This window comes from Methylobacterium sp. 190mf (genome assembly GCF_900107945.1).
Taxonomy (GTDB): domain Bacteria; phylum Pseudomonadota; class Alphaproteobacteria; order Rhizobiales; family Beijerinckiaceae; genus Methylobacterium.
The window spans coordinates 75755-98217 of sequence record NZ_FNVI01000018.1; the positions used below are offsets into that span (position 1 = coordinate 75755).

General features: G+C 72.9%; 22 protein-coding genes. 11 read left to right on the top strand and 11 right to left on the bottom strand.

Going from position 1 to position 22463, the window contains the following annotated elements:
* Positions 1 to 88 precede the first annotated feature (88 nt).
* Positions 89 to 1384, bottom strand: a complete 1296-nt coding sequence (urtA, locus tag C4T42_RS20785) for an urea ABC transporter substrate-binding protein (protein WP_103985801.1) — start codon at positions 1382 to 1384, stop codon at positions 89 to 91.
* Between the two features lie 325 nt (positions 1385 to 1709).
* Between urtA and C4T42_RS20790 the strand changes: the two genes are divergently transcribed.
* Both C4T42_RS20790 and C4T42_RS20795 read left to right on the top strand, forming a co-directional pair.
* Positions 1710 to 1928, top strand: a complete 219-nt coding sequence (locus C4T42_RS20790) for a hypothetical protein (protein ID WP_020095142.1) — start codon at positions 1710 to 1712, stop codon at positions 1926 to 1928.
* Between the two features lie 235 nt (positions 1929 to 2163).
* Complete coding sequence (locus C4T42_RS20795; RefSeq protein ID WP_020095141.1) at positions 2164 to 2943, top strand: Crp/Fnr family transcriptional regulator; 780 nt, start codon at positions 2164 to 2166, stop codon at positions 2941 to 2943.
* A 3-nt stretch (positions 2944 to 2946) separates the two neighbouring features.
* Here C4T42_RS20795 and C4T42_RS20800 read toward each other — a convergent pair whose 3' ends face one another.
* Both C4T42_RS20800 and C4T42_RS20805 read right to left on the bottom strand, forming a co-directional pair.
* A complete protein-coding gene (locus C4T42_RS20800; protein ID WP_042675139.1) occupies positions 2947 to 3666 on the bottom strand; it encodes an HWE histidine kinase domain-containing protein in 720 nt (239 codons plus the stop codon).
* Positions 3667 to 3722: 56 nt separating this feature from the next.
* Entirely contained in the window at positions 3723 to 4454 is a 732-nt protein-coding gene (locus tag C4T42_RS20805) for a Crp/Fnr family transcriptional regulator (protein ID WP_103985802.1), read from the bottom strand.
* A 424-nt stretch (positions 4455 to 4878) separates the two neighbouring features.
* On the opposite strand from C4T42_RS20805, the gene C4T42_RS20810 reads away from it, so the two are divergent.
* The 5 genes from C4T42_RS20810 to C4T42_RS20830 are packed head-to-tail and all read left to right on the top strand — an operon-like array spanning position 4879 to position 9969.
* Positions 4879 to 5829, top strand: coding sequence for an ABC transporter ATP-binding protein (locus tag C4T42_RS20810; protein WP_103985803.1), 951 nt, complete (start codon positions 4879 to 4881; stop codon positions 5827 to 5829).
* Positions 5826 to 6719 (top strand): branched-chain amino acid ABC transporter permease, encoded by an 894-nt coding sequence (locus tag C4T42_RS20815; RefSeq protein WP_042675144.1) that lies wholly within the window; start codon positions 5826 to 5828, stop codon positions 6717 to 6719. The genes C4T42_RS20810 and C4T42_RS20815 overlap by 4 nt, the downstream gene beginning before the upstream one ends.
* Before the next feature lie 27 nt (positions 6720 to 6746).
* Positions 6747 to 7760: a branched-chain amino acid ABC transporter permease gene (locus C4T42_RS20820; protein WP_244603252.1), complete on the top strand. Its 1014-nt coding sequence runs from the start codon at positions 6747 to 6749 to the stop codon at positions 7758 to 7760.
* 33 nt (positions 7761 to 7793) lie between these two features.
* Positions 7794 to 9161 carry an ABC transporter substrate-binding protein gene (locus C4T42_RS20825; protein ID WP_103985805.1) on the top strand — a complete coding sequence of 456 codons (1368 nt, stop codon included), beginning with the start codon at positions 7794 to 7796 and terminating at the stop codon, positions 9159 to 9161.
* Between the two features lie 7 nt (positions 9162 to 9168).
* Positions 9169 to 9969 (top strand): ABC transporter ATP-binding protein, encoded by an 801-nt coding sequence (locus C4T42_RS20830; protein ID WP_103985806.1) that lies wholly within the window; start codon positions 9169 to 9171, stop codon positions 9967 to 9969.
* Positions 9970 to 9996: 27 nt separating this feature from the next.
* Here C4T42_RS20830 and C4T42_RS20835 read toward each other — a convergent pair whose 3' ends face one another.
* The 3 genes from C4T42_RS20835 to C4T42_RS20845 form a co-directional block, all read right to left on the bottom strand.
* On the bottom strand, positions 9997 to 10218 hold the full coding sequence (locus C4T42_RS20835; protein WP_103985807.1) for a hypothetical protein: 222 nt from the start codon (positions 10216 to 10218) through the stop codon (positions 9997 to 9999).
* Positions 10219 to 10316: 98 nt separating this feature from the next.
* Positions 10317 to 11591 carry a hypothetical protein gene (locus C4T42_RS20840; RefSeq protein WP_103985808.1) on the bottom strand — a complete coding sequence of 425 codons (1275 nt, stop codon included), beginning with the start codon at positions 11589 to 11591 and terminating at the stop codon, positions 10317 to 10319.
* Positions 11592 to 11646: 55 nt separating this feature from the next.
* The gene (locus C4T42_RS20845; protein WP_020095131.1) at positions 11647 to 11925 is read right to left on the bottom strand and encodes a hypothetical protein; all 279 of its coding nucleotides are present in this window, start codon (positions 11923 to 11925) and stop codon (positions 11647 to 11649) included.
* 640 nt (positions 11926 to 12565) lie between these two features.
* Between C4T42_RS20845 and cysE the strand changes: the two genes are divergently transcribed.
* From cysE to C4T42_RS20860, 3 genes are all read left to right on the top strand, one after another.
* A complete protein-coding gene (gene cysE / locus C4T42_RS20850) occupies positions 12566 to 13438 on the top strand; it encodes a serine O-acetyltransferase (RefSeq protein ID WP_020095129.1) in 873 nt (290 codons plus the stop codon).
* A 428-nt stretch (positions 13439 to 13866) separates the two neighbouring features.
* Entirely contained in the window at positions 13867 to 15264 is a 1398-nt protein-coding gene (locus C4T42_RS32765; protein WP_103985809.1) for a family 2B encapsulin nanocompartment shell protein, read from the top strand.
* Positions 15251 to 17245, top strand: coding sequence for a family 2A encapsulin nanocompartment cargo protein cysteine desulfurase (locus tag C4T42_RS20860; RefSeq protein ID WP_103985810.1), 1995 nt, complete (start codon positions 15251 to 15253; stop codon positions 17243 to 17245). Before C4T42_RS32765 ends, C4T42_RS20860 begins: the two co-directional genes overlap by 14 nt.
* Positions 17246 to 17359: 114 nt before the next feature.
* Here C4T42_RS20860 and serA read toward each other — a convergent pair whose 3' ends face one another.
* On the bottom strand, positions 17360 to 18580 hold the full coding sequence (serA, locus tag C4T42_RS20865; RefSeq protein WP_082558002.1) for a phosphoglycerate dehydrogenase: 1221 nt from the start codon (positions 18578 to 18580) through the stop codon (positions 17360 to 17362).
* A gap of 214 nt (positions 18581 to 18794) precedes the next feature.
* Between serA and C4T42_RS20870 the strand changes: the two genes are divergently transcribed.
* Entirely contained in the window at positions 18795 to 19814 is a 1020-nt protein-coding gene (locus tag C4T42_RS20870; protein ID WP_103985811.1) for an NAD(P)-dependent alcohol dehydrogenase, read from the top strand.
* Positions 19815 to 19862: 48 nt separating this feature from the next.
* Here C4T42_RS20870 and C4T42_RS20875 read toward each other — a convergent pair whose 3' ends face one another.
* The 4 genes from C4T42_RS20875 to C4T42_RS20890 form a co-directional block, all read right to left on the bottom strand.
* Complete coding sequence (locus C4T42_RS20875) at positions 19863 to 20090, bottom strand: DUF1127 domain-containing protein (RefSeq protein ID WP_042675160.1); 228 nt, start codon at positions 20088 to 20090, stop codon at positions 19863 to 19865.
* Positions 20091 to 20227: 137 nt separating this feature from the next.
* Positions 20228 to 20920, bottom strand: a complete 693-nt coding sequence (locus C4T42_RS20880) for a helix-turn-helix transcriptional regulator (protein ID WP_103985812.1) — start codon at positions 20918 to 20920, stop codon at positions 20228 to 20230.
* Between the two features lie 70 nt (positions 20921 to 20990).
* Entirely contained in the window at positions 20991 to 21833 is an 843-nt protein-coding gene (locus tag C4T42_RS20885) for an anti-sigma factor (RefSeq protein ID WP_103985813.1), read from the bottom strand.
* Positions 21830 to 22372 (bottom strand): sigma-70 family RNA polymerase sigma factor, encoded by a 543-nt coding sequence (locus C4T42_RS20890; RefSeq protein WP_020095120.1) that lies wholly within the window; start codon positions 22370 to 22372, stop codon positions 21830 to 21832. Before C4T42_RS20890 ends, C4T42_RS20885 begins: the two co-directional genes overlap by 4 nt.
* Between the last annotated feature and the right edge of the window lie 91 nt (positions 22373 to 22463).

The window sequence follows — 22463 nt, forward strand, 5'->3', positions numbered from 1 at the left end:
CCTGCACTACCCTCACCCCTACCCCTCCCCGCAAGCTTGAGCGCATCCCGGGCAGGCCCGGGATCGTCTGGGGAGGGGATAAGGCGGCTTACGCGCCGCCGCAGGACTTGGTCTTGGTGTTGTAGTTGCCGCACTTGAGCTTGACCCAGTCGGCCTCGAGGTCCTTCGAGCCCTCGAGCTGCTTCGACCACGCCTCGCCGGGGATCAGGCCCTCGGTCTTCCACACCACGTCGAACTGGCCGTTCGATTCGATCTCGCCGATGAAGACCGGCTTGGTGATGTGGTGGTTCGGCAGCATCTTCGCGGTGCCGCCGGTGAGGTTCTTCTGCTCGATGCCCGGCAGCGCGTCGATCACCTTGTCGGGGTCGGTGGTGCCGGCCTTCTCGACCGCCTTCACCCACATGTTGAAGCCGATATAGTGGGCCTCCATCGGGTCGTTGGTGACGGCCTTGGGGTTCTTCTTGAACGCCTGCCACTTCTTGATGAAGGCCTCGTTCTCCGGCGTCTTGATCGACTCGAAGTAGTTCCAGGCCGCGAGGTGGCCGACCAGCGGCTTGGCGTCGATGCCGGCGAGCTCCACCGCGCCCACCGAGAAGGCGACGACCGGGATGTCGGTGGCCTTGATACCCTGGTTGCCGAGCTCCTTGTAGAACGGCACGTTGGCGTCGCCGTTGATGGTCGAGACCACGGCGGTCTTCTTGCCGGCCGAGCCGAATGCCTTGATCTTCGACACCTCCGTCTGCCAGTCCGAGAAGCCGAACGGCGTGTAGTTGATCATGATGTCCTCGTCCTTGACCCCCTTGGACTTGAGGTAGGCTTCGAGGATCTTGTTGGTGGTGCGCGGGTAGACGTAGTCGGTCCCCTCGAGCACCCAGCGCTTGGCGCCGCCGCCATCCTCCGACATCAGGTAGTCGACCGCCGGGATCGCCTGCTGGTTCGGGGCGGCGCCGGTGTAGAACACGTTCCGCTCGCTCTCCTCGCCCTCGTACTGGACGGGGTAGAACAGGATGTTGTCGAGCTCCTTGAAGACCGGCAGCACGGACTTGCGCGACACGCTGGTCCAGCAGCCGAACACGGCCGCGACCTTGTCCTTGCTGATCAGCTCGCGGGCCTTCTCGGCGAAGAGCGGCCAGTTCGAGGCCGGATCGACCACCACCGGCTCCAGCTTCTTGCCCAGCACGCCGCCCTTGGCGTTCTGCTCGGCGATGAGCATCAGCATCGCGTCCTTGAGGGTGGTCTCCGAGATCGCCATCGTGCCCGACAGCGAGTGCAGGATCCCGACCTTGATGGTCTCCTGCGCCCGGGCGGCGCCCGCCCCCAGCGTGCCCATCGCCAGCCCGGCGGCCAGCGCGGCGGCCGAGGCCCAAGTTCCAAATGCCTTCATGGCGGTCCCCTGCGTCGTCTTCCTCGCGACGGGGCGGGCTTCGCAAATCGTGTGCCAATTATTTAGGCATGGCGCGCCGGGAGGCTGCTCGGGGCGCGCCGGCGCCCAGAAGGACGGCGTTTCGCCCGCCGGAGCGGCAAAGCCGTGCCGCGTCCTGCGGCGTCGGGGGGCGCGTCGGGGGGCGGGCGGACCAAGCGATGGGCACCGGCGACCGCAATCTCGCCAGCACGTTGAACGGATGCGGATCGATGCCACTTACCTCAGCCCGCGGGGCGGGCGGCGCCCGTCCGCCGGGGCGGGAGGGGGTCCTGGGCTGAAGGCTGTCATGGCAGAGCGCTACTATTTCCGCCTGAGGAGCGACGGCGAGACGATCGAGGACGAGACCGGCGTCCTCGCCGCGTCGGTCGCGCACGCGGAGGCGGAGGCGCTGGTGCTGATCGAGGAGTTCCGGAAGGCCGGCGAGCTGCCGGACGCCGCGGCGGGCTGGCGGATGGAGATCCACGATGCGAACGGCACCGTCCTGCGCACGCTGCCGCTCTCCTGATACGCCGACCCGGCCCCATGCCCCGACGGGCACGACGCGGCGCGACCCCAGCGCGACCCCAGCGCGACTTGTCGCGACCTTCGCGGCCGATGCCGGGAGGCGGCCCCGGTCCGATCGCGCCGAGAGCCGCATCCGGGCGTGGCGATCATTTGATGCGTTCGCGGAGTAAGGATAAGCCGTCGCGCGTTTACGCAGAGGCGGCCCCGCGCGCGGGGCAGGATGTCCGGGAGATCCCTTGAACCCCTTCCTTCGGAAGCTGGCCCTGCGCGCGAACCTGGACGAGGGCGACGTGGCCGCCCTGGCAGCGGCCACCAGCGATGTCGCGCAGGTCGAGGCGGGCCGCGACCTGGTCTCGGAAGGCGTGCGGCCCGACGCCGCCTACGTGATCCTCGACGGGTTCGCCTGCCGCTACAAGCTGGTGCCCGACGGGGGGCGCTCGATCCTCGCCTACCTCGTGCCCGGCGACGGCTGCGACCTGCACGCGTCCCTGCTCAACCGGGCGATCCACTCCGTGGCGACGCTGACGCCCTGCACCGTCGCCTCGGTCCCCTACCGGACGATCAAGGAACTCGCCGCCCTCCGGCCCAACATCTACCGCGCCCTCTGGTGGTCGATCCTGGTCGACGAGGCCGTCCTGCAGGAATGGCTCGTCGGGGTGGGGCGCCGGTCCGCCGACAGGCAGGTCGCCCACATCATCTGCGAGCTCTTCGCGCGCCTGAACGCCGTCGGCCTCGGCCTGGAGCCCGATTACCGCCTGCCGCTGGCGCAGTCCGAACTGGCCGACACGGCGGGGCTCTCGAACGTCCACCTCTCGCGCGTCCTCTCCGATCTGCGCAGGGCCGGCCTGATCGAGAGCGGGCGCAAGAGCGTGCGCGTGCCGAATCTCGAGCGTCTGCGGGAGTTTTCCGGGTTCACGCCCGACTACCTGCTCCTGCCCGGCCCGAACCCGCCCGTGGAGGCGCTCGGCGCGCTGCCGCAGATGACCGGGCAGGTGCGGGCGGCGTCCGGCTCGTGAGGCTCACCGGCCGTCGCCGTCCCAGTCCGTCTCGGGATCCTCGGCCACGCGGCGCCCGATCTGGGCCGTGAGCGGCACGCGGATCGCGCAGCGCAGCCCGTCCGGCTCGTAGCGCAGGTCGACCGCCGCGCCGAGATCGTAGGCCAGCATCTCCGTCAGCACGTCCGTGCCGAAGCCGCGCCGTCCGGAGGCCTGGACACCGCTGCCGCCGGTCTCGGCCCAGTCGAGGCTGAGGACGGGCGGTCCGGCCTCCGCGTCCGTCACCCGCCACGCGGCGCGGATCCGGCCCTGGGGGAGCGCCAGGGATCCGTGCTCCACCGCGTTGCTCGCCAGTTCGTGCAGGGCCAGCGCGACGACCTGGGCGGCCTTGGGGCGGAGGCGCACCCGCGGGCCCGCGAGGCTGGCCTGCTCGCCCTCGCGGGCGAGGTGGAACATCAGTTCGTCCGAGATCAGCGTGTGCAGGTCCGCATCGCCGAACGCGTCGGTGGCGGCCTGCACGCGCATGATCGCCCCGAACCGGCCGTCGAGATGCGCCACGTAGCTCTCGACATCCGCGGCGCTCTCGGCGGAGCGGTGCATGACGGTGCGCATCATCGCCATCGTGTTGCGCATGCCGTGGCGCAGGCCGTCCGGGAGCCCCGCCGCGTCGAGCAGCCGGCGCAGGCGCGCGTTGTCGGCCTCGAGGGCCGCGAGTCGCTCCGCCGGATCGCGAGGGTCTGTCATGCCGGGCCACTCCGGATGTGTTCAACCTGGCTCAATCACCGCGGGGCGGGCAGGGTTCAGCGCGCGGCGGCGTGGCCGGCCTCGGTGAGATGGAGATACGCGGTGTCGAAATGCGCGAGCCGGGCGAGCGCGGTCGGATCGTGGATCGTCAGGCGCCGGCTGCGCAGGGTGATCAGCCCCATGCCGCGCAGTTCCTGGAGCGTGCGGTTGATGTGCACGCTGGTCTGCCCCATCGCGTCGCCGAGATCGTTCTGCGTCATCGGCATCGCGCAGGTATTCCCGTCGCTCAGGCCGATGGCCGCCAGGCGCGCGTGCACCTCGCAGAACAGGTGGGCGAGGCGCTCGATCCCGGTGCGGCTGCCGAGGCTGACCGTCCACTCGCGCTGGATCGCCGCGGTGGCCAGGGCCTCGCGATGGAAGGCCATGTCGAGCCGCGGGCTGCGGGCGGTCACGTCCCGCATCGCGGGGCCGGAGATCTGGCCGAGGAGCACGGGCGTGATCGCGCCGATCGCGTGATCCATCTCGTCGAGGAGGAAGATGTGCGGGTCGCACGGGTCGCCCGGGAGCAGGAGCGAGACGATCTGGCGGCGCCCATTGGCGAACTGCCGGTACCGGCAGGCCCAGCCCTCGAGGATCACGTTGATCGCGCGCGGATCGTCGCCCTCGTGGATGATGTCGGTGCGCGCGGCGACCATGCGGCTCGGGCTCATGGCGTCGGCCAAGCACATCCGGTCGTCTTCGGAGAGCCCGATATAGCAATTTAGCTTGTGCACGAGCGGGTTTGGCATGGCGGCGTCTCCACGACGGCGTGGGGGCGCGAACCTACATTTTGTTTCAAGCCATGAATACTTACGCAGATTAGTTTGTGCTACCGTAAGGTGTCTTTCCGCCCACCGCACCCGGCCGAATCGCCCGGATCCGGGCCCGTCACCGTCGCGAGGCGGCAAGATCTCGGCGGTTCGGGCGGCCCGTCGTCAGTACCAGAGCAGTGATCCCGCGCCGGCCTCTCCCTGAGGGAGAATGTTCGCGCGTCGTGTCGAAATTGAAAAGACTGTGCTTTTGACTTCGTGGACCCGGCGGAGCACGATTTGACGGGCGGGAATGCCGGAATATCGGCTCGGGACACGTCGTCGTCCTGTTCCTCGCCTTCTCTCAACGGGTTCCGCCGGTTCGCGCCGCAGCGGACGGCCTATCGTGGACGGATTCCTGCCCATGCAGCCTGCGCTGCGCCTCGTCCGCCCGGTCCGGGACGGGCGAGGCCCCCTCCCCCGGCCCGCCGCCCGCCCGGCGGCAGGCCCCGGCGGCGGCCCGCACCGGGACCGGGCGGACGCGGTCCTGTCGGTCGAGGGGCTGTCCCTCGCCTTCGGCGGCACCGTCGCCTTCGCGGAGATCGACCTCGCGGTCGGGGCCGGCGAGATCCACGCCGTGATCGGGCCGAACGGCGCCGGCAAATCCTCGCTGATCAACGCGATCACCGGCCTCTACGCACCGCGGGCCGGGCGGGTGCGGCTCGGCGCGGAGAGCTTCGCCCGGGTGCCGGCCGGGCGGCTCGCCGCGCTGGGCGTCGCCCGGACCTTCCAGAACCTCGCCCTGTTCGCGGGCCTGAGCGTGCGCGACAACGTCCTCGCGGGGCTCTCGGCCGCGCGGCGCGCCGGGCCCGCGGCCCAGATCCTGGGCCTGCCCTCCGCCCGGCGGGAGGCGCGCGCGCACCGCGCCGCCGCCGAGGCGGTGATCGGACGCCTCGGCCTCGCGGCGGTGGCCGACCGCCCCGCCGGCAGCCTCCCCTACGGGCTCCAGAAGCGGGTCGAGCTCGGCCGGGCCCTGGTGGCCGGGCCGCGGCTCCTGCTCCTCGACGAGCCGATGGCCGGCATGACGGCGACCGAGAAGGCCGAGATGACCGGCTTCATCCGGGCGGCGCGGGATCGGTCCGGGGCCGCGATCGTCCTGATCGAGCACGATATCGGCGTCGTCATGCGCCTCTCCGACCGGGTGACCGTGCTCGATCACGGCCGCCGCATCGCCACCGGCACGCCCGCGGAGGTGCGGGCGGACCCGGCGGTCATCGCGGCCTATCTGGGGCTCGCGGACGGGGAGGCGGATGCCGCCGCTGATCCCGCCGCGGATGGAGACGCGGCCGAAGACGGGGACGCGGCCGCCGCATGAGCCCGGATCTCGCCTTCCTGATCGAGGTCGTCGTCGGCGGCCTCCTGTCGGGCGTCATGTACGCCCTCGTGGCGATCGGCTTCGTGCTGATCTACAAGACCTCGGGCGTGCTCAACTTCGCGCAGGGCGCGATGGTGCTGTTCGCCGCCCTCACCTTCGTGAGCCTGACCGAGCGCGGCCTGCCCGTCCCGGCGGCCCTGGCCGCGACGCTCGCCGCGATGGTGGTGGTCGGTCTCGGCGTGGAGCGCCTGGTGCTGCGGCCGCTCGTCAACCAGCCGCCCATCACCCTGTTCATGGCGACGCTGGGCGTCGCCTACGTGATCGAGGGCGCGGCCCAGCTCGCCTGGGGCACCCAGGTCCACGGCCTCGACCTCGGCATCGACGACACGCCGATCGATCTCGGCGGCGTGCTGGTCAGCCGGTTCGACCTGTTCGCCGCCGCGGTGGCGGGCCTGATGGTGGCGGTCCTCGCCGCCTTCTTCCGCTACACCCGCACCGGCCTCGCCTTCCGGGCGGTGGCGGACGATCCGCTCGCCGCCCTCAACACCGGCCTGCGCCTGCCCCGGATCTGGTCGGCGGTCTGGATCGCCGCCGGGATCGTCGCGCTGGTGGCGGGGCTGCTCTGGGGGGCGCGGCTCGGCGTGCAGTTCTCCCTGTCGCTGGTGGTGCTGAAGGCGCTGCCGGTGCTCGTGCTCGGCGGCTTCGACTCCGTCGCCGGGGCGATCGTGGCCGGGCTGATCGTCGGCGCGGCGGAGAAGCTGTCCGAGGTCTATCTCGGGCCGGTCATCGGCGGCGGCATCGAGGGCTGGATCGCCTACGTGGCGGCCCTGGGCTTCCTGCTGGTCCGGCCGTCGGGCCTGCTCGGCCTGCGCGCCGTCGAGCGGGTCTGAGCCGCCGTGGTGGCCCTCCTCCGCGCCGTGCCGCGCCCGCACCTGCCCGCCGGGACCCTCGGCCTCGGCGCCCTGCTGGTCCTCGCCTACGGGATCGTACCGCTCACCGGAACGAGCTACCTGTTCGAGGCGCTGCTGACGCCGTTCCTGGCCCTGGCGCTGGCCGGCCTCGGGCTCAACCTGCTCACCGGCTATGCCGGGCTGCTCTCCCTGGGCTCGGCCGCCTTCATGGCGGTCGGGGCCTACGCGGCCTTCAACCTGTCGCTGCGCCTGCCCGGCCTGCCGCTCCCGGCGTCGCTCCTGCTCGCCGGCCTCGTGGCGGCGCTCGCCGGGCTGGTGGCGGGGCTGCCGGCCCTGCGCCTTCGGGGCTTCTACCTCGCGGTCTCGACGCTCGCCGTGCAGTTCTTCGTGGCCTGGGCGCTGAACCGGATCGGCTGGATCTCCGACGACAGCCCATCGGGCATCGTCACCGCCCCCCGGCTGGTGGTGGCCGGCCTGTCCTTCGACGACCCGCGCGGCCGCTACCTGGTCACGCTCACGGTGGTCACGCTGCTGACCTTCGTCGCTTGGAGGCTCGTGACCTCGCCCACGGGCCGGAACCTCGTGGCGATCCGCGACAACGAGACCGCCGCCCGCCTCGTCGGCGTGCGGGTCGCCCGGACCAAGCTCCTGGCCTTCGCGGCCTCGTCCTTCGTGATCGGGATCGCCGGGGCGCTCTGGGCCTTCGCGTATCTGCGCACCGTCGAGCCGGCGGGGTTCAACCTCGACCGCTCCTTCCAGATCCTGTTCATCGTCATCATCGGCGGCCTCGGCACCCTGCGCGGCGCCTTCCTGGGCGCGGGCTTCATCGTGGTGCTGCCCCTGCTCCTGTCGCGCCTCGGCGCGGCGCTGCTCGGCGACGGGTTCGATTCCGGCACCCTGGAGATGGTCCAGCGCGTCGTGCTCGGCGCCCTGATCGTCGCCGTGCTGATCCGCGAGCCCGCCGGCCTCGCCGCCCTCCTCGACCGGGCGGGCCGCCGCCTCGGCCGCCGCGCTGCCTGATCCCCTCCCCGCCCGACCAACCCCAGGACGACCATGCCCCTGACGCCTCGTCTCCGCGCCGCGCTCCTCGCCGGCACCGTCGCGCTCGCCGGCGCGGCCCCCCGGGCCGCTTGGGCCGACGAGCAGTATTTCCCGCTCCAGAGCTACCGGGTCGGCCCCTACGCGGCCGGCGGGACCGGCTTCTTCGGGGGCTTCATCGACTATCTCAACCTGATCAACGCCCGCGACGGCGGGGTGAACGGCGTCAAGCTCACCTGGAGCGAGGGCGAGACCCAGTACGAGGTCGAGCGCGGCGTCGAGGTCTACGAGCGGCTGAAGTCCCGGCCCGGCATCGCCGCCTGGAACCCGCTCTCGGTGGGCATCGCCTACGCGATGATCGACCGCATCACCGCCGACAAGGTGCCGCTGATCACGATCAACCACGGCCGCACCGACTCCACCGACGGGCGCGTCTTCCCCTACGTGTTCCCGCTGCTGCTCAACCCCTACAGCGAGACGAGCGGCATCATCCAGTATCTCGGCAGCCGCGCGGGCGGCCTCGACAAGCTGAAGGGCAAGACCGTCGCGGTGCTCTACCACGGCTCGCCCTACGGCAAGGAGACGATCCCGATCTACGCGCGGCTCGCCGAGCGGTACGGCTTCACCGTCGCGCAGATCGAGGTGCCCCATCCCGGCAACGAGCAGCAGTCGCAGTGGCTCACGATCCGGCGCCTGCGGCCCGACTTCGTGGTGCTGCGCGGCTGGGGCGTGATGAACCCGGTGGCCCTGAAGACCGCCCAGAAGACCGGCTTCCCGGCCGACCGCATCGTCGGCAATGTCTGGTCGAACTCGGAGGAGGACGTGATCCCGGCGGGTGACGCCGCCAAGGGCTACGTCGCCATCACGACCCAGGCCTCGGGCACCGCCTACCCGGTGATCCAGGAGGTCGTCGGCAGGGTCTACGGGGCCGGCAACGGCAACCTCGCCGACCGGAAGCGGATCGGCAGCGTCTACCACAATCTCGGGGTGCTGAACGGCATCCTCAACGTCGAGGCGGTGCGGATCGCGCAAGCGCGGTTCGGCCAGCGGACGCTCACCGGCGACGAGGTGCGCTGGGGCTTCGAGCACCTGCGCCTCGACGAGGCCCGGGTGGCGGCGCTCGGCGCCAAGGGCCTGTTCCACTCGATCAACGTCACCTGCGCCAACCACGAGGGCGAGGGCCGCGTCACCTTCCAGCAATGGGACGGGGCGAAGTGGACCGTCGTGTCCGACTGGATCGCCCCCGACTGGGCGAGCCTGCGCCCGATCATCGAGGCCTCCGCGACCGCCTACGCCAAGGAGCGCGGCATCACCCCGCGCGACTGCGCGGCCGAGGAGGCCGCGGACGCGGCCGGCAAGCAGGCCGCCGCGGCGGCCCGGTGAGCGCCCGGTGAGCACCGCGCCGCCCCTCCTGCAGGTCGAGGCCCTGGAGGTCGTCTACGGCGGGGCGGTGCACGCCCTGCACGGCGTCGACCTCGCGGTCCGGGCGGGGGAGATCGTCGCCCTGGTCGGCGCCAACGGCGCCGGCAAGACGACCCTGCTGCGGGCGGTGTCGAACCTGCTGCCGGCCCTGCGCGGCCGGGTCACGGCCGGGCGCCTCGCCTATGACGGGCGCGACGTGACGCGGACCCGGACCGACGTCCTCGTCCGCGCCGGGCTCGTGGGCGTGCTGGAGGGGCGCCACTGCTTCCGGAGCCTGAGCGTCCAGGAGAACCTCGTGGCGGGCGGGCTCGGGCGCGGTACGGGCCGCGGCGGCGTGCGCGCCGATCTGGACCGGGTCTACGGCCTGTTCCCGCGGCTCGCCGCGAAGCGGGGCGTAGCCGCCGGCCTGCTCTCGGGCGGCGAGCAGCAGATGGCGGCGATCGGCCGGGCGCTGATGGGGCGGCCCCGGCTGCTCGTCCTCGACGAGCCGTCCATGGGGCTCGCCCCCCGCGTGGTCGAGGAGATCTACCGGGTGCTCGCCGGCCTGAACCGCGCCGAGGGTCTGACCCTGCTGGTGGCCGAGCAGAACGTCCGCCTCGCCCTGCGCCACGCCCACCACGCCGTGGTGCTGGAGAACGGGCGCAGCGCGCTGGCCGGCACCGCCACGTCCCTGCGGGCGCGGGACGACGTCCGGTCCCTGTATCTCGGGGGCGGCGACGATGCCGGGGCCGCCGCGCTGCCGGAGACGGGCCGCCGCGCATCGGGCTGACGGTGCCGGCCCGCGTCAGGCCTCGCGTCAGGAGTCCCGGTCGGCCCGGCGCAGGGACCAGAGCAGGGTACCGTGGGCGTCGACCAGCCACAGGGCGTTCACCGCGTCGTCCTCGATCGTTAGCGAGCGGCTGTTGGCGAGGCGCACCGCCTCCTTCGCGTCCGCGGCCGTGAGCACCTCGTCGACGCGCGGCGCGCCGATCTCGCCATCCTCGCCACGGACCGCCCCGCGCAGGTGATAATCCGGCATCCGTCGAACCCCCGTCTCCCCGCGGCCGGCGCCCGTCCGGGGCGTGCCGCGGGTGCGAAGATAGGCGCCGGCGCGGCGTGTCGAGGGTCGGCGGGCCGCTACGGCCCGTCGCGGCTCGCCAGGATCCGCTGCGGCTCCGTGAGGAACAGGGCCCGCAGCGCGGCGGCCGATTCGCGGGCCGGAAGATCGAGGGCGCGCCGCGTCGCGGCGATCCGGGCGGCGCAGTCGCCCGAGGGGGCCGCCGCTGCGGCCATCGACCGCGCGGTGCCCGGGTCCGCGGCGGGCGCGGCCGCCCCGTCCGGCCGCGCGGCCCGTGTCCGGGCGAGGAGCGGGGCGAGCCCGTGCGACGCGGGCCGCTCGGCCCGCAGCCGCGCGTCGAGCGCCACGAGGTCGCCGGCCGCGAGGAGGCCGCAGGCCGCCGCGTCCCCCGCGCCGGCCCGCTCAAGCGTCGCCAGGATCCGCTGGCCCAGGGCGCGGACGACGGCGTCGTCGGCCGCCCGGAAGCGCCGCTGCAGGTAGCCGGCGGCCATCCGCCTCAACCCGGCGGCGGCCTCCGCCTCCGGCCGGCCGGCGGCGTAGCCGTCCCGGTACCACCGGGCGATCGGGTCGAGCCCCGCCGCCTCGGCCTGGCGCAGGATCGGCAGGTTCCGCAGGATCGCGGCCCGCGCCCCGGCCGCGCTCGGATCCGCGTCCAGGGTGGAATCGGGGAAGCGGTCCGGTCCGACGACCTCGGTGACGATGCCGGCCGCGCGCAGCTCCCCGTCCGTCGGGATCCAGATCCCGGCCGGGGGTACCGCCAGCGCCCGCGTCACGAAGGCCGCCGGCAGGCCGGCGGCCCGGTAGGCCGCCCGCTCCGGCGCGGAATCCACCGGGCGCATCCGGCCCCGCGCCCCGATCTCGTAGGGGGCGTGGAAGCCGAGCCGCCCGCCGGTCGCGAGGTAGCGCGTCCGGCCGCGGACGAAGATCAGCGTGCAGGCCGAGGCGCAGGCGTCCGGGACGTAGGTGGCGAGGCCGCGGGCCGCCACGAGCGCCCCGATCGCCGCCCCCTCCTCCACGAGGCCGCCGTCGCTCGTGAGATGGATCCGGGCGATCCGCGGGTGCGCGGCGAGGATGGCCCGGACCCGCGCGGCGACCCCGGCCGCGAGATCGCCCGCGAGTCTCAGGTCCCGTCCGCCCGGCCCGACCGTGAGCCGGGCCGGGACGTCCGGCACGCCGGATGCGGTAGCGGCTGCGCTGGCGGCCGCGCCGCGGCCCTTCGGCGGGTGTCCGGCCGCGGCCGGGCCGGCGGCACCGAGCGCCAGGGCGGGCGCCAGGGCGAGCGCGCAGGCGGCCGTCCCCGTCCGGCGCCTCCACCCGCGGGGGAAGACCGACATGGCAGGTTTCCATCGTTCGTGGTCGGAGAGGCCGGCGCGGCCGGCAGCGACGCGCCTACTGGAGGTAGGCGACGAACATCTCGGACACGGCCCGGGACGCGTAGGCTTCCGGGCTCTCGCCCCAGCGGATCGGGAAGGCCTCGGCCACCGGGCGGCCGGCGAGGATCTGCGCGACCTCGTCGGGCATCAGGCCGTCGTCGAGGGCGCTCGCGAGGGCGGCGCGTTCGTGGGAGGGGTGGGAGCGGACGCTCCGGGACAGGGCCCGGCCGAGGGCGGCGGCCGGTTCGGGGCTCAGGTCGGGACGGGTGTTCCGGGTCGTGTCATAGGTCAGCATCGGTGGTCGCCTCGCGTGTCTGATGTCGTGCGCTCTCCTCCTCTTGGACGCGGCAACACGGCAGACACGGCGCAGTCATCCGGGCGAACCGTTCCTTGCTGGTGATCACGGCAAACCTCCGTTGAGCTCCGCATCGACTGTATGTCGACACCGTCAATGTAGACGCCGGGCCCGAGAATGTGCTGCCAAATTGGCGAGGACTTGCAGCGCAGGTTGTTCGTCGAAGCCGCGAGCCGGAGCAGAAGCACGGGGTCGGCGGAGATATGCCGGGATCGCGGCCGCGATCGATCGCCGGTGCCGGTCGGCGACGGCCGGCTCCCGGGACTTGCCAAAGCCGGCGCGATGCCTGAATATCATTCTGTAACAACGACTTAGCGAAACAATGCTCCGGCAACGCGCTCGTGCGGTCGAAACCTTCTCCGCCGGACCGGGGCATCCGGAAGAGACTTCTCGCCGGCGCCGCCGACGGCGGAATCGGGCCGCCACCGCGACCGATTCGAGGGAGACGACACCATGGCCCCGGGGACGATGATGCGGGGCGACGCCCCGGCCAATGTGGGCGTGACGGTCCAGGGGCACGACGCCCTGGAGCGCGGCCGGCCCGGCCCGTTCCGCCCCCTGCCGTGATCGGCGACGACCGATGCATCACGCTGCCCTGCCCGCCGCGGGTGCCACGATGGCCGTGGTCCAGCCGCCCCTGCGCATCACGAGCCGCAGCACCGCGGAGGCCGAAGTCTGGGCCGCCCTGCGCGCCGAGGCCGAGGCGGCCCTGATCGAGGAGCCCCTCTATGCGGGGATCATCCAGGCGACGATCCTCGACCAGCGCTCGCTGGCCCAGGCCCTCGCCTACCGCCTCGCCCACCGGCTCGGGGACGGCGACCTCGCTCGCCTGTCGATGCGCGACCTGTGCCTCTCGGCCTTCGAGGCCGACCCGCAGGCCGGCGCCCACGCGGTGCGCGACCTCGTGGCGATCCGCGAGCGCGACCCGACCTGCCGCCGCTACCTCGACCCGTTCCTGTTCTACAAGGGACTCGCCGCGCTCGAGGCGTACCGGGTCGGCCACTGGCTCTGGCACCGGGGCCGGGCGACCCTGGCGCTGCACGTCCAGAGCCGGATCTCCGAGGTGTTCGGCTGCGACATCCACCCGGCGGCCCGGATCGGCTCGGGGGTGTTCATCGACCACGCCACCGGCGTGGTGATCGGCGAGACCACGGTGATCGCCGACGACGTCTCGATCCTCCAGTCGGTGACGCTCGGGGGCAACGGCAAGGAGAGCGGCGACCGGCATCCCAAGATCGAGCGCGGGGTGCTGCTCAGCGTCGGCGCCAAGGTGCTGGGCAACATCCGCGTCGGGGCGGGCGCCAAGGTCGCGGCCGCCGCGGTGGTGCTGCAGGACGTGCCGCCCCACACGACCGTGGCGGGCGTGCCGGCCCGGGTCGTCTCGCGCCTGCCCGTCGACGAGGAGCCGGCGCTCAGCATGGACCAGTCCTTCGGCTACGGGGACGGCATCTGAGACGCGCGAAAGATTTTTCCTGACAACAAAGTCGTCCGGGCGCCGCCGCCGGGCGCGATTCCGTAGAATTAAGTTCTCTGACCTGCCTGTCTGAGGACGGTCGTGTCCTGTTCGTCGTGCATACCACGGGATCCATTTCTACGAATCGGCGAAAAATAGGGACATCATTCCGTTGACCCTTGGGCGAATCAGACTTTATCCAGACATCGCCGGAACAACGATGAAGTCGGCCCGGCCGAGCGTTCGACGATGGCTGTCGGACTGCTAGAGAATACATGATTTGATTGACGATGCGGCCGCTCGGGTCGCGATCGTCGTCGCGTTCTGATCGGAACGACTTGCGCCCGCCCCGCACAGGCTGCGGGGCGCACTGCCGCCGCGCGGATCGGCGCGGCGCGCCTGAATCCTGGATGGAGTGAGGACGAACGATGAGCGGACCGGGTCTGAGCGTGAGCGCCACGGCGGCACGCAATCTTGCGACGGCGACCGTCACCTCGGTCCAGAACGCGGCCAACACGCCGCGCTGGCTGCTCCGGCTCCTGCCCTTCGTGGACGTGGCGGGCGGGGTCTACCGCGTCAACCGCCGCGCCGTCGTGCTGGCCCGCCCCGGCCGGATCGATCTCGTCGCCGAGGACAAGGGGGACGGCAAGGTGATCCGTCCCGCCTCCCTGCGGGCCGTGCCGCTGTTCAGCCGGCTGGGCGATGCCGAGCTGGCGGCGCTGGCGGCCAAGTTCACCGAGAGCCAGCACAAGGCCGGAACGGTGATCCACGAGGAGGGCTCCGCCGGCCGCAGCCTCACGGTGGTGGCCGACGGCACCGTCGAGCTGACCCTGTCGGGCCCCTACAAGGGTCGCCTGCGCCAGGGGCTCGCCACGAAGGGCGACTATTTCGGCGATGCGGGCCTCGCCGGTGAGCGCGCGCCCGCCCCGGCCGTGAAGGCCCTGTCGGCCGTGACCCTCCTGACCCTCGACGCCGCCGCGGTGGAGAGCGAGGAGATCCGCGCCAAGATCGCGCAGTACCGCGAGGAGCGCGACCGCCTCAAAGGTCACACCAACTCCTACGGCGAGCAGGGGATCGAGCTGCTGGCGGTCCATACCGGCGAGCCGCGCCTGCCGACGACCTTCGTCGACTACGAGGTCGATCCGCGCGAGTACCACCTCTCGACCATCCAGACGATCCTCAACACCCATACCCGCGTCACCGATCTCTACTCCAACGAGATCGACCAGCTCCGCGAGCAGATCCGCCTCACGGTCGACGCCGTGAAGGAGCGCGAGGAGTGGGAGCTTCTGAACAACGCGCAGTTCGGCCTTCTCGGCGAGGTCGGCCCGCGCCAGCGCATCCCCACCCGCGGCGGCCCGCCCACCCCGGACGACCTCGACGAGCTGCTGACCCTGGTCTGGAAGAAGCCCGCCTTCTTCGTGGCCCATCCCCGCGCCATCGCGGCCTTCGGCCGGGAGGCGACCCGCCGCGGCGTGCCGCCGGTCGTCGTCCACCTGTTCGGCGCGCCGTTCATCACGTGGCGCGGCGTGCCGCTGGTGCCGAGCGACAAGCTGCCGATCGACCTCGACCCGGTGACCGGGGCCGAGACCACCTCGATCCTGCTGCTGCGCGTCGGCGAGGGCGAGCAGGGCGTGGTCGGCCTGCAGAAGTCGGGCGTGACCGGCGAGATCGAGCCCGGCCTGTCGGTGCGCTACATGGGCACCAACGACCACTCGATCGCCTCGCACCTCGTGACCCGCTACTTCTCGGCCGCTGTGCTGGTCGAGGACGCGATCGCCCGCCTCGATAACGTGCTGCTGGGCAACTACCATGACTACGCCTGAGGCTGTCGCCCTCGGGCTGCCCGGGGCGAGCCCGGGCGAGCTGGCCCACGCGGATCTGGTCGGACGCCTCGCCCGGGAGATCTACGGGCAGGGTCAGGCCGCGAGCCGGCCCTTCGCGCCGGCGCTCCCCGCCGGCCCCCAGGTCCCGCAGGCCCTCGAGAGCCTGCCCCAGGGCCCGGGCGGCGCGCCGCTGCCGAGTGCGCCCCTGGGCGTCCCTTCCGCCCCAGCGGGCGGCCAGCCCGCCGGCCTGCCGCCCGACGCCTCCGCGCTGGCGGCGCGCTCCTTCGGGGCGCCGCCGGTCTGCCTGCCGGGTCTCTACGGGCCGACCCTGCCGAACCTCGCACCCGCGAGCCCGGCCTTCGCAGACGTGGCTGCGATCCCGCCGGTCCACCCGGCGAGCCCGCGCCCCGTGCTGCCCGATTTCTCCTTCGCCAGCGCCCCGGCGCTGGCGGCCGCCCTGCCCGGCGGTCCGGAGCTGCACCGGCAGATCGCCGCGGACCACCCGCGCGCCAACGCCTTCGCGCACGCCCTCGCCCCGGCTCTCGTGCCGGCCGACCCGTCGAAAGTCGGCCGCGATGCGGCGCAGGAGCGCTTCGCCCGGACCGGCCATCTGTCCCGGGCGCCCGAGGCACCGCCGTCCGACTACTACTTCCTGAACCTCGGCCCCGGGCCGGCCCGCAGGGCGCCGGCGAGCCCCCGGGTGGAGCCGGCCCGCGACCCGGGCCCGGCGCCGCGCTTGGCCGCGCAGGGGTCGAGCCCGGTGGCGGCGCCCTTCGACGTGGAGCATGTCCGCCGGGACTTCCCGGCCCTGCACCAGAGCGTCAACGGCCACCCGCTGGTCTGGCTCGACAACGCCGCCACCACCCACAAGCCGCAGGCTGTGATCGACGCGACCTCGGAGTTCTACGCCCGGCACAACTCGAACATCCACCGGGCCGCCCACACCTTGGCGGCGCGCGCCACCGACCTGTTCGAGGGCGGCCGCGCGGCGGTGCGCCGCTTCCTCAACGCGCCGTCGAAGGACGACATCGTCTTCCTGCGCGGCACCACGGAGGCGATCAACCTCGTCGCCAATTCCTACGGCCGGGCGCATGTCGGCCCGGGCGACGAGATCATCGTCTCGACCATCGAGCACCACGCCAACATCGTGCCCTGGCAGCTGCTGGCCCAGCAGACCGGGGCGACGCTCCGGGTGATCCCGGTCAACGACCGGGGCGAGATCATCTTCGAGCAGTACGCGGCGCTGCTGTCGGGCCGCACCAAGATCGTCTCGGTGACGCAGGTGGCCAACGCGCTCGGCACCGTGAACCCGGTGCGGGAGATCATCCAGCTCGCCCACGCCTACGGGGTGCCGGTGCTGGTCGACGCGGCGCAATCCGCGCCGCACATGCCGCTGGACGTCCAATCCCTCGACGCGGACTTCCTGGTCTTCTCGGGCCACAAGGTGTTCGGGCCGACGGGCATCGGCGCGCTCTACGGCAAGACGCACCTGCTGGAGGCGATGCCGCCCTGGCAAGGCGGCGGCCACATGATCGAGGACGTCACCTTCGCGAAGACCGTCTACAAGGGCGCGCCCGAGAAGTTCGAGGCCGGCACGCCCGACATCGCCGGGGCCGTCGGTCTCGGTGCGGCGCTCGACTTCCTCGCGGGTATCGGCATGCCGGCGATCGCCGCCTACGAGCACGACCTCCTGGGCTACGCGCAGGGCGGGCTCGCCGACGTGAAGGGCCTGCGCCTGATCGGCACGGCCCGGGAGAAGGCGAGCGTGATGTCCTTCGTGATCGAGGGGCAGACGAACGCGGCGGTGGCCCACCACCTCGACGGTCACGGCATCGCGGTGCGCTCGGGCCACCACTGCGCCCTGCCGGCCCTGCGCCGGTTCGGGGTCGACCAGTCGGTGCGGGCCTCGCTGGCCTTCTACAACACCCGCGCGGAGGTCGACGCCTTCCTGCGGGCGCTGCACACCCTGCCGCGACCGTGACCGGCGCGTCGCCGGCCGGCGGGCGCGGGGGCGTCGTGTCCGCGCTGAACCCTGCCCTGCGGGCGTGAGGATCCGCGCGACCCGTCGCCGACGTCCGGCGCGGCGCGCGGATCCTCACGCCGCCGGCCGGAGATGCCGCGTCCGCACCGTGCCGTCGATGGCCCGCAGCGCGCGGAGCACCGCGTCCGCCTCGCCCGGCGGCACGGACGCGTCCACCACGACGTAGCCGAACTCGCCGTCCGTCTGCAGGTACTGCGCGTCGATGTTGAGCGACCGGCCCGAGAAGATCGCGTTGATCTGCCCGAGCACGCCGGGCACGTTCCGGTGCACGTGGAGGAACCGCGCGCCGGACAGGCGCGGCGGCAGCTGGACCTGCGGGAAGTTCACGGCGCCGAGCGTCGAGCCGGTCTGGACGTAGTCGACCAGCTTGCGGGCCACCTCCGCGCCGATGCGGTCCTGGGCCTCCTCGGTCGAGCCGCCGACATGGGGGGTGAGGATCACGTTCGGCAGCCCCTGCAGGGGCGAGACGAAGCGCTCCGCGTTGGAGGTCGGCTCCACCGGGAAGACGTCGATCGCGGCCCCGGCGAGGTGACCGTCGCGCAGAGCCGCCGCCAGGGCGTCCAGGTCCACGACCGTGCCGCGGCTGTTGTTGATCAGGTAGGCGCCCGGCTTCATCGCGCGGATCCGCTCCGCGCCCATCAGCCCGTGGGTCAGCGGCGTCTCCGGGACGTGCAGGCTGACCACGTCGCTCACGGCGAGCAGGGCCTCGAAGCTCTCGGCCGGCTCGGTATTCCCGTGGCGCAGCTTGTCGGTGAGGTCGTAGAAGATGACGCGCATGCCCATCGCCTCGGCGAGGTTCGAGAGCTGCGCGCCGATATTGCCGTAGCCGACGATGCCGAGCGTCTTGCCGCGCACCTCGAAGGCGCCGGTGGCCGACTTGTCCCAGCCGCCTTCATGGGCCGCGACCGAGCGCGGCACGATGCGCCGGAGCAGCATCACGATCTCGCCGATCGTCAGTTCGGCGACGCTGCGCGTGTTCGAGAACGGCGCGTTGAACACCGGCAGGCCGCGGGCGCGCGCCGTCTCGAGGTCGACCTGGTTGGTCCCGACGCTGAAGCAGCCGATGGCGGCGAGGTCGGGCAGGGCGTCGAGAAGCGCGGCGGTGACCTGCGTGCGCGAGCGGATGCCGAGGACGGTGACGTCGGCCAGTTCGCCGGCGTCCCCGGGGCTGACCGCGCGCGACAGCTGCCGGATGGCGCCGATCCCGGCCTGGGTGAAGATCCTGGACGCTGTCGGCGCTATGCTTTCGGTCAGAACGACGCGCTCGGTCGACACGGTCTGTCCTCCCTCCACGGACGGGGTGCAATCCGCGACCTTGGCGCCGGCGCGGCGCGGCGGCAAGGGCGGCGCGGGCAGGAAGGGGTTGCGGGCGCGGGCCGCCCTCCCCCGCCCCGCGGCGGACGGCCCGGCCCCGTCGTCTCGACGCGGCGCGCGGGGCCTGCCAGTGTCCGCCTCCCGGCGGCCGAGGCCGCGGAGCGACAGGTGCACCATGACCGGATCGACAGCCCGGGCCGTCATCGTCCAGCCCGGCGGCGGCTTCGACAAGGTGACCTTCGGCGAGCGGCCCGTGCCGGAGCCTGGGCCCGGCGCGATCACCGTCCGCCTGCGGGCGAGCTCCCTCAACTACCACGACTACGCGGTGGTCAGCGGGATGTGGGGCCCGAGCGAGCCGCGCATCCCGATGTCCGACGGAGCCGGAGAGGTCGAGGCCGTGGGGCCGGGCGTGACCGAGTTCGCCGTGGGCGACCGGGTGGTCAGCACGTTCTTCCCGACCTGGCTGGAGGGCGCGCCGCGCGTCGAGGGCTTCGCCACCGTGCCGGGCGACGGGGTCGACGGCTACGCCCGCGGGGGCGTCACCGCGCCCGCCACCGCCTTCACCCGCGCCCCGCGGGGCTGGGACCACGCCGAGGCGGCGACGCTCACCACCGCCGCGCTCACCGCGTGGCGGGCGCTGCACGCCGATGCCGGCCTGAAAAGCGGCGACGTGGTGCTGGTGCAGGGCACCGGCGGCGTGTCGCTGTTCGGCCTGCAATTCGCCAAGGCGGCGGGGGCCACGGTGATCGCCACTTCCTCCAGCGATGACAAGCTGGAGCGCCTGCGCGGTCTCGGCGCCGACCACGTCATCAACTACCGCACCGACCCGGCCTGGGGCGAGACCGCCCGGCGCCTGACCGACGGGCGCGGTGTCGACCACGTCCTCGACGTCGGCGGCCCGGCGACGCTGGAGCAGTCCATGGCCGCCGCGCGGGTCGCCGGCCACGTCTCGGTGATCGGCATCCTCTCAGGGGTCGCGGGCGAGCTGCCGCTGGTGCCGGCGCTCCTGAAGCAGATCCGGCTGCAGGGCGTGCTGGTCGGCAGCCGGCGCCACCAGATCGAGATGATCCGCGGCATCGATGCCTGCGGGCTGCGGCCGGTCATCGACCGCCGCTTCCCCCTCGACGAACTCGTCGCGGCGTTCCGCCACCAGGAGAGCAACCGCCACTTCGGCAAGATCTGCGTCGAGATCTGAGCGGTCCGGCCGGGCCCGAGGCGGTGCAGCGGGCGGTGCGGCGGGCGTTCAGCGGAAGGCGATCCCGAGCCCACCGGGTATCATCAGGGCCCGGGGCGTCTCGGCCTGGCTCGGCGGCGGCGGCACGTGCGCGCAGCCGTTCTCGCAGAACGTGCGGAGTGTGCGCCGGTCTAGGCCGATGTCGCTCAGCATCTCGTCGTCGAGGGCCGAGAGAATGCGAAGATTTCGCGCCGCGACACGGCTCTTCCGGGCAGATTTCAGGAACGAGAGGATCATGATCCAGCCTCCGTTGCGCCGAAAGATCCGTGGTTTGTCCACGATCGGCCGGATCAGCGTCGCTTTAATGCGGACTATGCGCATCCTCCGTTCGGATTAAGGGTGGCGCGCGGCGCGAATATTTTTGCCGGAGTGCGCTAGGCGTCCGCGATCGGCTGCGGGCAGAGCAGGAGCAGGCGCACCAGCTCGGCCTGGCGGCGCGTCCCCGTCTTCTCGAACAGGTGGCGCAGGTGCACGCGCGCCGTGTTCCGGGTGATCCGGCGGCGCGTCGCGCTCGCCGCGAGGTCGTTCCCGGCCAGGATGTCGACGGCCAGGGCCGCCTCCGCGGGCGTGAAGCCGAACTGGTCCTGGAGAATGCCGGGATCCGGCAGGCGCGGGGTCCCGGGGTCGGTGAGACGCAGGAGAACCGCGCCCTCGCCGATCGGGCCGAGCGTCCCGGGAATCGCCGAGGCGGCGACCAGGAGCGTCCCGCCCGCGCCCTCCAATCGCACCGAGCCGCCGCGATGGCCCGCGGCGCAGCGGGCGATGACCCGGCGCAGCGCCGCGCTGTCCTCGGGCGTCGCGCCGCGCAGGCCGCCGTGCTCCAGGCACAGGAGGCCGCGCGAGACGAAGGCCTGCGCCGCGCGGTTCAGGAAATGGGCCCGCCCGTACCGGTCGGTCACCGCCAGCCCCTGCTCGAGATGCTCAGCCAGGAGATGGAGCGCCGCCTCCACGAGGGTCGAGTCCGGGAAGGCCGGGGTGCCGTCGGCCTGAACCCGCCGGTCCTGGGCGGAGCCGATCCCGGATATCGTTGCGGCTCTGCGGGTGTGCAGGTGGGATTGACTGATCACGCTGGGATCCTCGCCGGATCGACATCACGATATCAGTAATAACCCGAAACTGGCGTCCCTTATTCCCGCCTTATCCCGGCGGGCCCCCGGTCCGGGACTGAAACAGGTCGGCGAAGGCGCGCAGGTCGCGCCGGTTGAGGTCCGAGATCGCCCAGTAGGTGAGGTCGCCGAGGCGCCAGCGCTCGATCGTGGACCCGTCGCGCCGCTCCTCGCCGGCGCCGGGGCCGTCGGCGGCGGGGACCACCGTGACGCTGATGACGTGCCTGTCGCGGCGATAGACCAGGGTCGGCACGGGGGTTCCGCCGACGATGTCGACCCGGCCGCCGACCAGCGGGAAGCCCTTGTCGGACAGGTCGGGGGCCTCGGGCGCGAGGGTGGTCCGGCCGTTGAACCAGGGCTTCACCACGTGCCGGTCCGAGGAGGCGACGTCGAAGGGCTGGGGCGCCGCGAGGCCGCGGAGATGGCCGGCTAGCACGGCCGCGCCGGTATCCGGGGCGCCGTCGGGGCGGTCGAGATATACGATCCCGCTGCCGAGCGCGGCCCCGCCGACGAGGCCGACGAGCAGCGTCGCGGCCAGCGCCTGCCGGGATCTGCGCCAGGACTCGAGCCAGGCCTCGACCCAGGCCTCGACCCAGGACCCGAGCCGGGTCCCGAGCGGGCCTCCGAGGCGGCCGCGCGACGGGGGCGGGTCGGTGAAGCCGATCTGCTCGATCACGCGCGCCCGCAGGGATTCCGGGGCGGGCGGCCCCGCGAGGGGCCCGCGCAGGGTGGCCGAGAGGTCGCGGAGGCGTTCCGCCAGGGCCCGCGCGTCGGGATCCGCCGCGAGACGGCGCTCCATGGCCAGGACTTCGCCGGGCGACAGCTCGCCGTCCGCGTAGGCGCTGAGGAGCAGGAGGGTCTCGTCGTCGGTCATCGCCCGTCCTTCGCGAGCCGTGCAAGCAGGTGCTGCCGCGCGCGGCCGAGGCGCGACATCACGGTCCCGATCGGGACCCCCGTCACCGTGGCGATCTCCCGGTAGCTGAGGCCGTGGTACTCGCGCAGGACCAGCGCCTCGCGGAAGGCCACCGGCAGGGCCTCGACCGCCCGGGCGAGCTGCCCCGCGTCGTCGCGGGCGATGAGGGTCGCCTCGGGCGTCTCCGGGACCTCGGTCAGGGCGCCCCCGATCTCCAGCTCGGCGCGGGCCTCGGGGGCGAGGTCGTCGGCGAAGACCACCGCCCGCGGCCGGTGCCGCTGCAGCCAGGAATAGCCGGTGTTGCGGACGATGGTCAGGAACCACGCCCGGGCATTGCCCTCGGCGAACCCCTCGATCGCCCGGTAGGCGCGCAGACACGCCTCCTGCATCACGTCCTCGGCGTCGGTGGCGTTGCCGGTGAGCCAGTGCGCGAGCCGGTAGCCCTCGTCCAGGCGCGGGAGAACGAGCTGACTGAAGCGCGCGCGCGCCAGGGTCGTCATGTCGGCGGCCGGGCCGGGCCCGCCCCGTCGAGAGCCTGCGAAGCCATGGGGTCCCTGCCCTCGTGCTCCTGCCTGCAGCCTTGTGCCACAC

Bases quoted from the DNA above. Each gene is read 5' to 3' on its own strand.
- C4T42_RS20835 (WP_103985807.1), bottom strand. From the start codon at position 10,218: ATGCCGGATTATCACCTGCGCGGGGCGGTCCGTGGCGAGGATGGCGAG.
- C4T42_RS20890 (WP_020095120.1), bottom strand. From the start codon at position 22,372: ATGACGACCCTGGCGCGCGCGCGCTTCAGTCAGCTCGTTCTCCCGCGC.
- cysE (WP_020095129.1), top strand. From the start codon at position 12,566: ATGCATCACGCTGCCCTGCCCGCCGCGGGTGCCACGATGGCCGTGGTC.
- urtA (WP_103985801.1), bottom strand. From the start codon at position 1,384: ATGAAGGCATTTGGAACTTGGGCCTCGGCCGCCGCGCTGGCCGCCGGG.
- C4T42_RS20790 (WP_020095142.1), top strand. From the start codon at position 1,710: ATGGCAGAGCGCTACTATTTCCGCCTGAGGAGCGACGGCGAGACGATC.
- C4T42_RS32765 (WP_103985809.1), top strand. From the start codon at position 13,867: ATGAGCGGACCGGGTCTGAGCGTGAGCGCCACGGCGGCACGCAATCTT.
- C4T42_RS20815 (WP_042675144.1), top strand. From the start codon at position 5,826: ATGAGCCCGGATCTCGCCTTCCTGATCGAGGTCGTCGTCGGCGGCCTC.
- C4T42_RS20870 (WP_103985811.1), top strand. From the start codon at position 18,795: ATGACCGGATCGACAGCCCGGGCCGTCATCGTCCAGCCCGGCGGCGGC.
- C4T42_RS20800 (WP_042675139.1), bottom strand. From the start codon at position 3,666: ATGACAGACCCTCGCGATCCGGCGGAGCGACTCGCGGCCCTCGAGGCC.
- C4T42_RS20805 (WP_103985802.1), bottom strand. From the start codon at position 4,454: ATGCCAAACCCGCTCGTGCACAAGCTAAATTGCTATATCGGGCTCTCC.
- C4T42_RS20825 (WP_103985805.1), top strand. From the start codon at position 7,794: ATGCCCCTGACGCCTCGTCTCCGCGCCGCGCTCCTCGCCGGCACCGTC.
- C4T42_RS20840 (WP_103985808.1), bottom strand. From the start codon at position 11,591: ATGTCGGTCTTCCCCCGCGGGTGGAGGCGCCGGACGGGGACGGCCGCC.
- C4T42_RS20845 (WP_020095131.1), bottom strand. From the start codon at position 11,925: ATGCTGACCTATGACACGACCCGGAACACCCGTCCCGACCTGAGCCCC.
- C4T42_RS20860 (WP_103985810.1), top strand. From the start codon at position 15,251: ATGACTACGCCTGAGGCTGTCGCCCTCGGGCTGCCCGGGGCGAGCCCG.
- C4T42_RS20875 (WP_042675160.1), bottom strand. From the start codon at position 20,090: ATGATCCTCTCGTTCCTGAAATCTGCCCGGAAGAGCCGTGTCGCGGCG.
- C4T42_RS20810 (WP_103985803.1), top strand. From the start codon at position 4,879: ATGCAGCCTGCGCTGCGCCTCGTCCGCCCGGTCCGGGACGGGCGAGGC.
- C4T42_RS20885 (WP_103985813.1), bottom strand. From the start codon at position 21,833: ATGACCGACGACGAGACCCTCCTGCTCCTCAGCGCCTACGCGGACGGC.